The sequence below is a fragment of the Brevibacillus halotolerans genome (assembly GCF_026891775.1).
Taxonomy (GTDB): domain Bacteria; phylum Bacillota; class Bacilli; order Brevibacillales; family Brevibacillaceae; genus Brevibacillus_B; species Brevibacillus_B halotolerans.
In genome coordinates, this window is the sequence record NZ_JAPTNK010000003.1 from 157,437 (window position 1) to 171,850 (window position 14,414).

The 14,414-nt window shown below is 41.3% G+C and carries 12 protein-coding genes; 5 read left to right on the plus strand and 7 right to left on the minus strand.

From position 1 onward, the window contains the following. The first annotated feature begins 142 nt into the window (after window positions 1-142). Both O0550_RS05660 and O0550_RS05665 read left to right on the plus strand, forming a co-directional pair. Complete coding sequence (locus tag O0550_RS05660; protein ID WP_003340348.1) at window positions 143-1,420, plus strand: glycoside hydrolase family 18 protein; 1,278 nt, start codon at window positions 143-145, stop codon at window positions 1,418-1,420. A 203-nt stretch (window positions 1,421-1,623) separates the two neighbouring features. Beyond that, a complete protein-coding gene (locus tag O0550_RS05665) occupies window positions 1,624-1,878 on the plus strand; it encodes a hypothetical protein (protein WP_003340350.1) in 255 nt (84 codons plus the stop codon). A 132-nt stretch (window positions 1,879-2,010) separates the two neighbouring features. Here O0550_RS05665 and O0550_RS05670 read toward each other — a convergent pair whose 3' ends face one another. Further along, window positions 2,011-2,472, minus strand: a complete 462-nt coding sequence (locus tag O0550_RS05670; RefSeq protein ID WP_003340354.1) for a C40 family peptidase — start codon at window positions 2,470-2,472, stop codon at window positions 2,011-2,013. 186 nt (window positions 2,473-2,658) lie between these two features. Here O0550_RS05670 and O0550_RS05675 point away from each other — a divergent pair, with 186 nt between their 5' ends. Together O0550_RS05675 and O0550_RS05680 are read left to right on the plus strand one after the other, a co-directional pair. Beyond that, the gene (locus tag O0550_RS05675) at window positions 2,659-3,351 is read left to right on the plus strand and encodes a response regulator transcription factor (RefSeq protein WP_003340356.1); all 693 of its coding nucleotides are present in this window, start codon (window positions 2,659-2,661) and stop codon (window positions 3,349-3,351) included. Further along, on the plus strand, window positions 3,352-4,716 hold the full coding sequence (locus O0550_RS05680) for a sensor histidine kinase (RefSeq protein ID WP_181747765.1): 1,365 nt from the start codon (window positions 3,352-3,354) through the stop codon (window positions 4,714-4,716). Between the two features lie 181 nt (window positions 4,717-4,897). Here the strand turns inward: O0550_RS05680 and O0550_RS05685 are convergent, their stop codons facing one another. From O0550_RS05685 to O0550_RS05710, 6 genes are all read right to left on the minus strand, one after another. Then, window positions 4,898-5,329 carry a CHRD domain-containing protein gene (locus O0550_RS05685; protein ID WP_258425792.1) on the minus strand — a complete coding sequence of 144 codons (432 nt, stop codon included), beginning with the start codon at window positions 5,327-5,329 and terminating at the stop codon, window positions 4,898-4,900. A 638-nt stretch (window positions 5,330-5,967) separates the two neighbouring features. Next, on the minus strand, window positions 5,968-6,747 hold the full coding sequence (yidC, locus tag O0550_RS05690; RefSeq protein WP_003340364.1) for a membrane protein insertase YidC: 780 nt from the start codon (window positions 6,745-6,747) through the stop codon (window positions 5,968-5,970). A 29-nt stretch (window positions 6,748-6,776) separates the two neighbouring features. Then, window positions 6,777-7,064, minus strand: a complete 288-nt coding sequence (locus O0550_RS05695; RefSeq protein ID WP_003336123.1) for a hypothetical protein — start codon at window positions 7,062-7,064, stop codon at window positions 6,777-6,779. A gap of 170 nt (window positions 7,065-7,234) precedes the next feature. After that, window positions 7,235-8,098 (minus strand): divergent polysaccharide deacetylase family protein, encoded by an 864-nt coding sequence (locus tag O0550_RS05700; RefSeq protein WP_035318313.1) that lies wholly within the window; start codon window positions 8,096-8,098, stop codon window positions 7,235-7,237. A gap of 30 nt (window positions 8,099-8,128) precedes the next feature. Further along, window positions 8,129-10,207, minus strand: a complete 2,079-nt coding sequence (locus O0550_RS05705) for a glycoside hydrolase family 3 protein (RefSeq protein ID WP_258425793.1) — start codon at window positions 10,205-10,207, stop codon at window positions 8,129-8,131. 26 nt (window positions 10,208-10,233) lie between these two features. Next, the gene (locus O0550_RS05710; RefSeq protein WP_258425794.1) at window positions 10,234-12,645 is read right to left on the minus strand and encodes an exo-beta-N-acetylmuramidase NamZ domain-containing protein; all 2,412 of its coding nucleotides are present in this window, start codon (window positions 12,643-12,645) and stop codon (window positions 10,234-10,236) included. 333 nt (window positions 12,646-12,978) lie between these two features. Between O0550_RS05710 and O0550_RS05715 the strand changes: the two genes are divergently transcribed. After that, a complete protein-coding gene (locus O0550_RS05715) occupies window positions 12,979-14,364 on the plus strand; it encodes an MFS transporter (protein WP_276564933.1) in 1,386 nt (461 codons plus the stop codon). The last annotated feature ends 50 nt before the right edge of the window (window positions 14,365-14,414 follow it).

The following is a 14,414-nucleotide window of genomic DNA, read 5'->3' on the forward strand; positions in this document are numbered from 1 at the left end:
CTTTCTCATTCGCCTCCTTATTATGCCCGTGTTAAAAAACATGCATCACATAATTCCCTCCAGATACATCAAGAAAAATAGCACCTAAATTGGCTTCCTCTTGAATATGAGTAAAAGAGATAAACAACAAGGAGGTGGCCTCATGATCATTTATGTTGTCCGACCCGGTGACAGTTTATATAAAATCGCCAATCGTTATAAAACCTCTGTAGAACAAATCGCCAACGATAATGATCTTACGCCCCAACAAACCCTGGTAGTAGGTCAATCGCTAGTAATCGTTACTCCTAAGCAGTACACGGTCCAGCCAGGGGATTCACTTTATGAGATTGCATTGAGATTCAATGTCTCTGTTCAACAATTAGCAGCAGCAAACAATCTTTCTGTTTCAAGGCCCATTTATCCTGGCATGGTTTTAACCATTCCCCAAGCACCTAAGCCCACGATTGAAGTGAATGCCTACATAGAGCCACGCAGAAACATCGCCATGACTGAACAAATTGCTCAAGAATCAGTACCCTATCTAACCTACCTTGCCCCATTCAGCTATCAAATCAAGCGAGATGGGAGTCTTACCTCACTGGAGCTGGGCGATCTGCCTAGGATCGCTTCATCAAATGGAGCAACCTTGATGATGGTGATTACAAACATAGAAAATAATCAATTCAGTGCGGAATTAGGTCAGGAAATTCTAAACGATGAGCAAAAGCAAAATCGCATGCTTGATGAAATCATACAAAGAGCCAAAAGATATGGATTTAGTGACATTCATTTTGATATTGAGCACCTATATCCCAAAGATCGCGAAGCCTATAATCAATTTTTACGAAAAGCAAGGGATCGTCTGCATGCAAATGGATTAATGATCTCAACTGCTCTTGCCCCGAAAACCAGCGCTACCCAACAAGGTCAATGGTACGAGGCTCATGACTACCGTGCCCATGGAGAGATCGTTGATTTTGTCATTATTATGACCTATGAATGGGGATATAGCGGAGGGCCTCCAATGGCTGTCTCGCCAATCGGGCCAGTGCGGCGTGTACTTGAATATGCATTAACGGAGATTCCCGCTAAAAAAATTATGATGGGACAAAATTTATATGGCTATGACTGGACACTCCCCTATCGTCCCGGAGGTAAATTTGCGAAAGTAGTGAGTCCTAAAGAGGCGGTTAACCTAGCACGACGTTACCAGCAATCCATTCAATTTGACCCGGTAGCACAAGCACCGCATTTTCGGTATTTCGATGAACAAGGTCGTGAGCATGAAGTCTGGTTTGAGGATGCACGTTCGATGCGGGCTAAGTTTTCATTATTAAAAGAGTTACATTTACGAGGAATTAGCTATTGGAGACTAGGCATTCCCTTTAAACAAAACTGGGTGCTGTTGGATCAAACCTTTAAAATTAAAAAATCTTGATGGATCTCCCCCCAAAAAATCTGGTGAAACTGTCGTGTATTTCGACGGTCTCACCCCGTCTAAAACTATGCATAATTTATGCCAGTTTTACTCACCTCAAGCTGTCGAAGCCTACCTATGAACTGCCTTCTATACAAGGAAAGCTGCAAAAGCTCGCGAAGGAGCATAATTCCTTTGACAAGCTTGTCCAACATGATCCTTTGATGCAAAAGCTCCAAAAGGAAATAGCACAAGAAGGCTATAAGCTCACTTGGAAGAGTAAAAACATTCTGCCTGCTGTTCCCTATGAGGAATTAGCCGCCTATTATAGCTATCTGTCTAAGCATGAAGATTGGAGCTTATCATCAGAACAAGAAGATGGTATATGCTCAGCCATTCATCATTTTTACAATGGTCTGGAAACAAGCATCGCTCCTTTATCACAGGGACGTATAACTGGGGGATTTTCTAAAACGTAGCAGATCCGCTTTCCTGAGAATGCTTCTTTTTCCATGGGTAACGATCTGATTTTTGCTTTACTGATCTTTTTCATCGTGTCAAAAAGCTCTCCCGTTGGTCATTATTTCACCTTACGAGAGAGCTTCTTCTGTTTATTCTCTGTATAAGTAACGCGCTGCTCTTTCATAGTGGTTATTCCACCAGCCCTTAGACATATTGCTGTACTTAACACCTTCCTTTCCATATATATGTAGAACCTGATTGTTTCCAGCGTAAATTCCTACGTGACCAATACGGTTAATGGATTTTTTGGGATATTTCATGGTTTTCTTTGTCGAAAAAAATACGAGATCACCGACTCGCAATTTACTTCGAGGAATGGGAGTTCCTTGTTTATATTGGGAGCGTGCCCCGCCTGCGCCTAAGTTAATCCCTGCTCCTTCTTTATAAGCCCACATTGTAAAACCAGAGCAATCCATCGTTGTCTTTTCTTTACGGCTAGAACAATATTTGTATGGTATCCCCAAATATTGTTCTGCTGTTGCAATAATATTTCGACCAATTATACAACCGGTAGGCTGATTATTCCTTTTCGATGTTATTTTTTTATTCATCTGTCATCCTCCCGTGAAATGAAATATTTCCTTGCAATACATTTCTTACAAATCATCTCTAGAACTAAAAGAGAATTTAAGTTTTTCGTGAGAATTGGTAAAAGGGGGATCAATTGGTTACACTACAACAGATATACCTGTTTTGAAGCAACAGCTTTACATACAAAGCGGGGGGATGACAGCAGTATGAGTCCGACAGATAGCAAAGGGAGCTTTCTCTTAGTTGAAGATGAAAAAAATCTTGCACGTTATTTACAATTGGAATTAATGAATGAAGGATATAATGTAGAGATTTGCTATGATGGGGCGACCGGGCTTGAAAAAGCATTACATAATGAATACGACCTCATTCTGTTGGATGTCATGATTCCCCAAATTTCCGGCATTGAAGTGTGTCGGCGTATCCGAGATACAGGAAGTGAGGTACCGATCATCATGCTTACGGCACGTAATGAGGTTCAGGATATTGTAGCTGGACTAGACAGTGGTGCTAATGATTATTTAACTAAGCCCTTTGCTATCGAGGAGTTATTTGCTCGTATCCGTGCTAATCTTCGCCCGGTTGTTTCCAAGAATCAGGAAATACTACACATCGGTTCACTGGAAATTCAAGTACAGAACCGGCGTGTATTCCGTGAAACGAAGGAAATTTTATTAACCCCACGAGAATTTGATTTATTGCTGTACTTAGCTAATCATCAAGGTCAAGCTTTAACACGCGAACAATTATTGACGGCAGTTTGGGGATTCGACTTTATGGGCAATACCAATGTAGTCGATGTGTATATCCGCTATCTACGCAATAAGATTGAACGAAAACGAGCCAAAAAATTAATCCATACCATTCGTGGAGTTGGCTACAGTTTACGGGTGGAATAAATGCGAAAACAAGTTACTAGACGCCTGCCAACTTCTTTAACTTGGCGATTAACCGTTATTTTAACCACTGCAATGACTCTGTTTTTGTTATTTATGAATTTGTTTGTCTACATATCTACTAGTAATTTGGTTTATCAATATGAACAAAAGCAATTGCAAAAGAAGGTTGTTACCATTTTAAATGAGTTGCAAAAAGCTACTTTGGGTCATAAAACCACTAACCTTCAAGTTGTAAAGGATGTACTGTTGAAATATGCTGATGTTCATCAAGCAATTCTATTAGAAACCTCCACTAACAAAACCCTAGCATCTGTGATTGGTACTGGCTGGACGGAAGAAGATTTACGTAATCAAGAAAATGTAATTAGCTCAATGCAAACGGTTCAATTACCTGGTTTTCCAGATGTCCTTTTGCTAACCATCATTCAGGATAATGAACAACTCCGTCCCATTTTTCGCATCCTGATCCAAATTCTCTGCTGGTCTGCTGTTGCTACCTTTATCATTTCAGCCATCGGTGTCTATCAATTGACCCAAATTGGATTACAGCCGTTAACCCAACTAATTGAGCAAATTCGTAAAAAAGAAGCTGAGGATTTACGCTCACGCCTTCCCGTCATCACAAATGATGCTGAAATCAAAGATTTAGTCCTAGCTTTCAACTCTCTATTGGATCGTGTTGAGGATGCCTTCAGTAAACAACAACAATTTATTGCAGATGCATCTCATGAATTTAAAACGCCACTTGCTATCATCGAAGGCTATGCACGCCTTTTGCAACGCTGGGGAAAGCATAATCCTGAGGTAAGGGATGAGGCGCTTTCTGCCATGCTTCAAGAATGCTCGCGTCTTTTTGAGCTGATTGAAGATCTACTATCGCTTGCTAAATTACAAGATAATCCCTCTAAGGAAGCCTTATTTGCCACACAGGATATGGTTCCCTTGTTAGAAGAAATCCGTACAACATGGACAACGCTATTTCCTAAACACCTTTCGCTTCACTTTTCATGGAATGCACCACTAACATTACCCATGAATCCAGGTAAAATCCGTCAACTTTTTGATATTTTATTAGATAATGCCAAGAAATACACAGAGGAGGGCTTTGTTGAAGTCCATGTCTTTTCCACTGACGCCTGGGTTGAGATACATATAAAAGACACTGGTGTAGGAATTCCTGATGCAGAACTTGCAAACGTATTTCAACGGTTTTATCGAGTAGATAAATCTCGGACTCGTGAAAAAGGTGGTAGCGGATTAGGCTTATCAATCGCCAAATCAATTGTTGATTTACATCATGGACGAATTGAGATGCGAAGAACGCCTACAGGCGGAACGGAGGTTGTGGTTTGGCTCCCCTGTTAACTAAAGAAACTGGTCTATGAAAAAGTCGCTTCTTTAATAAAATAGGAAACGACTTTTCCATGCAGGCTAGTAACACCTTCACGCCATTTTTGCTACATTTTTCTATACAAATAGCCATTTAAAAAGTGCTGTAAAGAATATATTCTGAATTTCATCCTGTACATGAGGATGAGTACTTATCCTAGCATTTACAAATACAAACTTTTTCAACTCTGCGAACCTGACCACGTATTTCCCCACCAGGGTGTTGAGTGGTATGGGCATTTACATAGGTTTCTCCTCTTAGCATCAGCTGGATTAATTCCGCAAGTGTTCTTCCTTGGAGCGGACCAACCAAATCTGCACTAGTAATGGATCCAGTCACAACGGCATCACATACACTAATTCCACGTTGTACCGGTCCAAAAAGAAATACCACTATCGGCCCATTAACACCTCTAACCCCAATATGAATATGGGCTTGGGTCAGGTCACGTAAATCATGTAACGATAAACGGAAATCAAGTCTGCTATTATCTGCACTAAGCTGGAACGTAGCGGTCCCAGAAGCATTTGTGAGAACAGGTGGGACTTCCTCAGAGCCTCGTAGCTTAGCCTGGAATTGTATTATCATCTCTACACCTCCTTATAATACTTTATTAGGAAAATTAAAAATGGCTTGTATGTTCAACTACTCAAAGGATATAGAAAAATATTTTGTTTTCTTGTACCTCTTTTTGAAGGAAAACATAAAATCGTAAGCCTTAGGCAAAATTCGAACAGCCCCCTAACGGCTCTATCCCGTCAGAGGGCTGTCATCTATGCTTCTAATGAAAATGGGAGGTAAGGTTTTACAAGCATAATTATCAGACATATTATAGCACTCTTTGCTTAACTCTACTTTTTACCAGAAATCTTGTGTCAATGCCTTTTTAGATCAACAAACACATAAATCGGAGAAGGGCCTTGAGCTTGAATCCAGTCATTTAATTTCTCCACGTTTGCTTGCCTCAGCTTTTGTCTACGATATTCAGGGACTACATATCATTCATCCATTTGCCAAAGCAGTAATCTTGGATTAGATCTTTTTTTAAAGAAGCGAGACCATAGCCTACTAACCTTGAAGTTTGGTAAAAATGAATAGGTTTCACTCACATAAATATTGCTGTCTACTAGTTCATATGCTGGTTTTGCTTTGCAGCATTTTTAGTAAAAAAGAGGACAGTTATCCCCTTTAAGTGGACAACTATCCTCTTTCATGATCATTTATATTTATTTTGCACTTGTAGAAGAAGTTAGCGGTACATGATAAACCTTATTTAAAAAATAGGTTTGCACGAGCGAAAATACTCCACCCACGACCCAATATAATGGAAGGGCTGCTGGCAAGTTCATTCCAGCCATAAAGATCATGATTGGCATCATGTAATAGAACATTTTCATATTATTAGCTCCCATGGTAGGAGTCATTTTCATTGACAGCATCGTTTGGAAAAAGGTTGTCGCTGCTGCTAGTAAAGGCAAGATATAAAATGGGTCGGCATGTCCTAAGTTAAACCACATAAATGAATGGTCAGCAATCTCTGGTGTACGACGAATCGCGAAGTAAAATGCCATTAGGATCGGCATTTGAACCAGAGCAGGGAGACAGCCCGCCATTGGATTAACTCCGCTTGCTTTGTACAATTCCATCATTTCCATTTGCATTTTTTGGGCTTGTTTAGGGTCCTGATTGGAATTACTATACTTTTTTTTCAGTTTATCAATCTGCGGTTGCAGCTTTTTCATGGCAGCTCCACTTTTCATTTGCTTCATCATGAGAGGCAATAAAAGTGTTCGAATCAACAGCGTCATAATGACAATCGCTAACCCAAAATTCCCATCTGTTAAGCTAGCAACGTTTTGGATTAACCATGAAAATGGATAAACAAAAAAGTGATCCCAGATACCAGGACTATCTGATGTTATCGGAGCTGTATTGCTACATCCGCTCAGCAATAACACCACAGCACCAAATAAAAATACAGGTAATGATTTACGTACAGCTTTCATGAACAAATCCTCCTCATTGTTTGCAAACTCTATAAACAAACAAGGAGAAGATTTGGGAGTGTATCATCAGATGACGTGGTTGCTCGCTTCTCTTTTCGCATAGGTACTCGTCGATATAATTTAATAAAAGACGAACGTATTGGCATTGTCACAAGCTGTTGACGCCATTCAAAACGTTCTTCGTATTGCATTGACTGACGTTTACCAACGATGTGAGTAAATAATAATTGACAGCATGGAACTACAATTACAGATACCCAGAAGAGCAACCAAACATAAGGTAATGACAAACCAATTAATTCATCCACCACGTGCATCTCACCTCCCTATCTGTACATAAATAGCAAGTACAGTTCCTATTGTAACATACTGTCCATTCCTTGTGGGAGATGTTATGAATTGTTACTTTTAATAGGAAGGTAAAGACAGTTTTTGATCAAAAAAGCAGTGAATCGCTCACAAATGGGTAACAGTTATAGCTTTTACTTTATTTTTTCGTTTTCTTGTCTGTCTTTGTTGGTGTCGCTTGTTTTTCTTTTACCATTCTGGATACCTGCATAATTGTGGCTTCTTTTTGTAATTGAGGTAAATAGTTGCGGATTGCTTGAGCAACCTTTTTACCTCCAGGCCCCACATGGCCGATAGCAACACATACTTCATTTTGTTTTACTTTTTCACTAATGAGTCTCAGTTGCTTCGTAATATGTGAGGACGTATGCACATCATCTAAAAAGACCATGTTTTCAATATAAGGAACCTGTAAATCGTGAGCGACCTGTCCCACAATGCTTCTATAAGAGGTTTTACTGTCAATGTAAAAAAGTCCTCGCTCTTTACATACCTGTAATACAATCCGCATAATACGTGGATTTTGGGTAATTTTAGACCCCATATGATTATTCATACCGATTGCGTGCGGAACATCGTCAATCGCTTTGTTCACTCGATTGCGGATTTCCTCATCACTTAAATTACTCATAAGGGCTCCGGGCCCGAGCCAGCTTTTAGCCCCTCTCATTGGTTCCATTGGCATGTGAACAATTACGTCATGTTTCTTTTGATGGGCCAACTCAGCATCTTTTTTTGTACTTGGTAAAAATGGCATGACTGCAATAGTTAATGGAATTGGTAAATTAAGAATTTCCTCTGTTCCCCTCATATTATTGCCAAAGTCGTCTATAATGAGGGCCACTTTGCGTGTTTTCATGGGATCGGGAATCTTTTGTTCAGAAGCGGTGACTGAGGAACTGACAAGCGCTCCACAAAGCATCAAGACTATTCCAAGTTTAGAAGCAATCCACATACCTAAACCTACCTTTACAACGTTTTTTGTTAGTATGTGCAACGGCATCCGCTTTCACTCCATTTGAAAACACACAGTTTACAGTCCATGACCGTAGGAATACAAAATGTTGCCTTTCGTATCATAGATTGTAACGGGTAGCTTCCCTTTAGATTTCCCTTCACCAAACAGAATCGTTGCTGTGGCTTGAAAGCTTGCATCTGCATTTCCATATTGCGCCACATACGTAGGGACCTTTTGAAAATCAGTAAGCTGATATGGGTTTCGTGTAGAAATCATAATTACCGGCTTTTGCTTCTGGTCAATCAGCTTTTTTATGAGTTGATTTACCGGCTGTAAGCCTCCTGCGAATGAGTCTGGTAAAACCATCAATATGTCGGCACGATCTATTTGTTGTTGTTGCTCAGCTTTGAGCACATGGTTGAGCTTAATGGCTACTGTATTTTGATGATATTTCTGGATTGCCCTAGTCATTTCACTCGTATATCGTGACCCAATCACCGCTATTCTTTGTCCAGGAGAAGGATGGAGCGGCAGTATCCGATCATTTTTAACCACTGTGATTGATTGCTCAGCAATAACTCGCTCCACTTGTTTGTGAGCTGGTGAAGTAATTGATTTCTCTGCGATTTGTTGAAGACTAGGAACATGTGGCATCTGTTCCTGCGCAAAAACTCCTCTTCTCATCTTTACTGTTAGGATACGTCTAACTGCTTCATCCAAACGTTCCTTCTTAATTGTTCCCGACTTGACTGCCTTCTGCATTCCTAAACTAACCTTTTCAACATCTGGGGGCATTAAAATAATGTCTGCACCAGCATTCATTGCACGAATACTGGCATCTACAGTCTCGAAATGCTGTGTAATCCCTCCCATATCCATAGCATCCGTAATAACTAAGCCATCATAACCAAACTCTTTTCGTAATAACCCTTGGACGAGCTTAGGTGAGAGCGTAGCTGGTAGATAAATGGATTTGTCCTTTTGATGAGATTCTACCTTTGTAGGCTCTAGCTGTGGAAAAGCTATATGAGCGACTAAAACAGAATCTACTCCTTGCTTGATTGCTTGTCGAAATGGAATAAACTCTACTTGCTCCAACTGCTTTTTCCCATACGAAATAACGGGTAAACCAACATGGGAATCTACCGATGTATTGCCATGTCCGGGAAAGTGCTTTGCGCTTGCCACAACTCCCGCATCCTGCATACCTGCAATAAAGGAAGTACCCATTTCGGCTACTAATTGTGGGTTTTCACCATAAGAACGTACCCCAATCACTGGGTTCTTAGAATTATTATTGACGTCTATGGTTGGTGCAAAATCTAAATTAATCCCGAGTGAAAGGAGTTCATCTGCCATTACTTGTCCAGCCTGATAGGCAAGCTTAGGATTTCGTGTTGCACCTAATGCCATATTTCCTGGCATATTCGTCCCTTGCTTCAGTCGTGAAACAATTCCACCTTCCTGATCTGTACCGATAAGTAAGCCAAATTTATGCTGGCTTTGCTGTAGAGCAGTTGTCAATTGAACAATTTGTTTGGTCTCATTTAAGCTGTCCTTAAATAAAATGATTCCTCCTAGCTGGAGTCTCTTTATCATATTTGCAATCTCTGGCGTCAACTCCTGAAAAGGCTTGCCGCCATACATACTAAAACTTGGCATTAATGTCTGTCCTACTTTTTCAGCCACGCTCATGGTAGCGAGCAGCCGAGAAATAACATCGTATTTGGCCCGTGGCTCAGTAATGACTTTCACAGTCTTCTTGTCCGTTTTTTCAAGCACCAATCGGTCATGGTAGGTCCCATCTGACACTAAAACGACTGTTTGACCTAATTTATCCTGTATGGTTAAAAGTCCTTCTCTCGTAACGGTTGCTACCTGTGGATTGCTAGAGCTCCAGCTTATATTAGCTTGCACCTTTGATAGGTGACCATCGGCATACGTATGCAACGCTTGTAATTGAATCTGCGTGGCGGGATATGTCTTGGGCGTTTCAGGCAGATTTTGCGCCAACAATAAATCTGTAGGGTGGGTCGTGGACACAGTTGTTGTCCGCATCGTATCTGCCCTGTCCTTTGATACGAAGGGAATGAAAAAACAAGCAAGAAGAATCAAGCTAACTGACGTATAAGCAAAAATATGCTTCCGTTTCATGAACATAAGCCTCCGTCACATGTTGATTACTCCCCTTCTATTGCAGCCAAGGTAGCAATTTTTTGGCGCAACGCATTAAGGGAAGGTTTTTCTCTGGTCGGATGCACTCGATTCGTTAATAACAACACGATTGACTGTTGTTGTTGATTGATTAACAATGAAGTGCCCGTAAATCCAGTATGTCCCACGCTAGGCGTGACAAAACCATGCCCCATGTACCAGGCTTGATTCCGCTCAAATCCAAGCCCCATTTGTTTCGGACAAGTGTCTGATAATTGATTCGCAAGCATTTCTTGTACACTCTCAGCCTTAAGTATCCGTTTTCCCCTTACTTTTCCATTGTGAAGAATCATCGTAGCAAATCGTACTAGATCATCTGCATTGCTAAACAATCCAGCATGTCCAGCCACGCCATCTAAGGCCCAAGCCTTTTCATCATGAACGCTGCCCCAAATGATGTCGCGCTTTGTCCAAGGTTGCTGTTCAGTAGCTACGATTTTCTGCCTATGTACTTTTGGACAAAACCCTGTGTGCTTCATTCCCAATGGTTGAAATAGATTCTCTTGCATATATTGATCCAACCGTTTCCCTGTTAGCTGTTCAATCAGATACCCCAGTACAATATAATTGAGATCACTATACACCATTTTTTCACCGGGATGATTTTTAAGACCAAGCATGAGTACAGCCTTCATCCTTTGCTCACGGTCACTCGGGATTCTGTACAGCCGCATAGTTGGAGCTAATCCAGAGGTATGAGTCAAAAGCTGCCGAATCGTAATATCCTGCTTTCCCTTACACGCAAAAGTGGGAAGATAGGCAGCTACTGGCTTATCTAGCTGCAACATTTGTTTTTCTGCTAATTGCATAATGGCCACAGCTGTGAATAGCTTTGTCAGAGAAGCGATGTCAAATAAATGTGTTTCCGTCATTTTGATCGGCATTTCTGCTAATTTGCCAGCTTTGTTTTGATATAGATAGGCATGTCCATAGGCTTGCTCTATTTTTCTTTTTCCTCTTGTAACAATGGCTACGACGGCACCCGGGATAATCTTGTCTTTAATGGCCTGTTCGATCGCCTGATTCACTTCATCACGCATCCCCTCACCACGTTTCCCTGATCCACGTTCACGATACAGCAGATATTTTTGACGCACCTTTACAAATGGTTGTAGAGTTGCCCTCCATTTTTGAATCATCTGCTGGGGATTATGGGCTTGTAAGGTTTGATTTTGCTGATCAACTGCTTCCTGCAAGGAGCGCGTACCTGCCATATAATGAATCCAGCCGTCGTCTCTCCATTTAAAATGCTGGGGATAACGCTTTTTAATAAGCTGCAGCAAGGTGAGTCCCGTCAAGGTGCTATGATAAGCTGTTCGATCTGTTACATACAATTGCACACCATGAATGGCTTGTCCCTTATATTTACCGTACATCGGTTCCATATGTGTTTCACGAATTGCTATCCCAGGAAGATTTGCCCCAACAAGATCTGCTCGCAAGCGATGAGCATGAATAAAAGGTGCACCAACCCATTCGAATGGATGAGTAGTCCCTCTTCCCTCTGAAAGATTGGTTCCTTCTAGCAATCCTGTAGCAGCATATAACCAAGCAGACTCTACTGTGGGTAGATTAGGAGAAGGAGCTACCCATAACAATCCAGTTTGATCCCAAGTCATTTCTCGTTTCCAGCCTTGCATTCGAATTACTCGTAGGTCTGCTTTTCCTCCACGCTTGTGAGGCATAACTTCTTCATTATAAAAGAGAGCAAGTTCCCCCATCGTCATTGCATGGCGTAGAGGAATAGGCATCATTCCGATAAATGAGCTCCACCCCTTCTCCAGTAGAGGTCCCTCTATCCTAACCCCGCCTAAGGGATTGGGACGATCTAGCACCATGACCGGCTTATCAGCTAATTTAGCAGCCTCCAATACATAAGCCAATGTAGAAGCATAAGTATAATAGCGTACACCCACATCCTGTAGATCAAACAAAAGAATATCCGTGCCAGCAAATAGCGTCGCAATCTGTTCCGGTTTCTTTTGATATAGCTCAAATACTGGAATGGAATGTTGTTTTACCTGTGGCGATACAGAAGGAAAAACAGTTGGCTCTCCATCCTGCTTTACCCCCCATATTCCATGCTCTGGACCATAAAGGGCAACTACGTTTAGACCTTTTTGCTGTAAGGCGTCCAAATCAGTAACCAAATCCTTAGTGACTCCAGTCTGATTCGTGATAAGTCCAATCTTCTTACCATGTAACAGCTCAGGATGTGATAAAAGAACATCAATCCCAGCAAGGACATGCTTTTCCTTTGTTTCATCAGCTAAGATAGAGGAGCTCCCTTGAAAGAAGCTGACCCACAAAAGCAAGCAAGTGAGCACACAGACACTTCTGCCCTGAAGACGTAAAGCTCGTATGTTTTGGCTACCCACTTCCATCACCTCGCCTTGTAGTCTGCCCTCACGGCTAAAATAAATGACAAAAATTAGATGAAAAGCGCACCTAAATGAAGGAACGATAGCGAATAAGACTTTGGTACTCTTTAGATAAATGTAATAAAGTAAGACAATTCAAAAATTAGCTGTGATATAATCTTGCATATATCTTTTAGGAGGCGTTTGTATGAAGTACACAGGAATAATTCGGGCGCAAAACATTCAAGGGGAAAACGCATTAATTGCCCTGTAACCTGCGCGATTCCCCTTTACTTAGGGAAGGGGCATCTATTTGTGAAAAAAGATGAAAGAGAAATAAGAAGCAACGCAATGGCTGACTTAGAAGCTGATCGACCAAGCCACTCTTTTCAGAACGTAAAAACAATACTTCTGTGGCTTAGCTTTCTTGCTTTTTTTAGCGTTTTTAATGAGACAGTGTTTAATGTATCGCTCCCTGATATTGCCCAGCAATATGGTTTACAGCCCGCTTATGTAAACTGGATCAATACAAGCTTCATGATCGCTTTTGCTATCGGATCTGCCGTATATGGCAAAATATCTGATACCTATGGGGTTAAGAAATTACTTGTGATTGGCCTTTTGATTTACAGTGGGGGTTCACTCTTTGGTATCCTTGCACAAGCTTATTTTCCTGCTGTTCTTGTTGCTCGTGCTATTCAAGGGGCTGGAGCATCTGCGGTACCGGCTATCTTCATGGTAATTGTGGCAAAGTATATCAATGCAGAAAGCCGGGGCAAGGCTTTTGGTATGATCGGATCAATGGTTGCCTTTGGTGAGGGAATTGGGCCTGCTATCGGTGGAATCATTTCACATCATTTCCACTGGTCCCTCCTGTTTGTTCTACCCATTATCACACTGATCTCTCTCCCGTTCTTTATACGAGTGCTGCCAAACGAGCCCGCTCGCAAGGGAAAAGTCGATATATTTGGAGCAGCATTGCTTTCCATTGGGATTGTATTGTTTACCTTATATGCAACGGGAGATAACTGGTTCTATATACTGTTCAGCCTTGTCGTGCTACTGATATTTTCTCTGTATATCCGTCGTGCAAAACAACCATTTATTGAACCTGCTCTGTTTCAAAATCGAATGTTTGTAATGGGTGTTTTGGCGGGAAGCATCTTATTAGGAACAGTTGCTGGCTTCATTTCAATGGTTCCTTATATGATGAGGGATGTCTATCATTTGTCAACAGGAATGATCGGTGGCGGCATCCTGTTTCCCGGTACACTCAGCGTTATTTTCTTCGGTATTATGGGCGGAAGTCTTGTGGACAAAAGAGGAAATACGTTTGTCATGTACCTTGGAGCCTTTTTGATTGTGCTAAGCTTCCTCGTTATTTCGTTGTTCGTAGAGAAGTCACCGTGGATAACATCCATTATGCTGATCATGACTTTTGGAGGCCTCTCATTTGTTAAAACCGTGATCTCCTCCAGCGTTGCAGACACACTCGCATCTGAGGAAGCTGGTGCGGGAATGGGAATGCTTAACCTTTCGTGCTTTTTATCAGAAGGAATTGGGGTAGCGATTGTGGGCGGTCTGTTATCGAAGCACGTACTTGATTTTCCTATACTTCCTACTCTGTCTGTTCCTACTGCTTTTTTATATAGCAATGTATCGCTCGTTTTAATCGTTGCTATTATGCTTGGAGTCGCAATATACACATGGACTTACAAACGAAAGGAACGATTCTAGCATGACTAATGAGCCGATATCCTACCAAAGGATATCGGCTCATTTGCTAT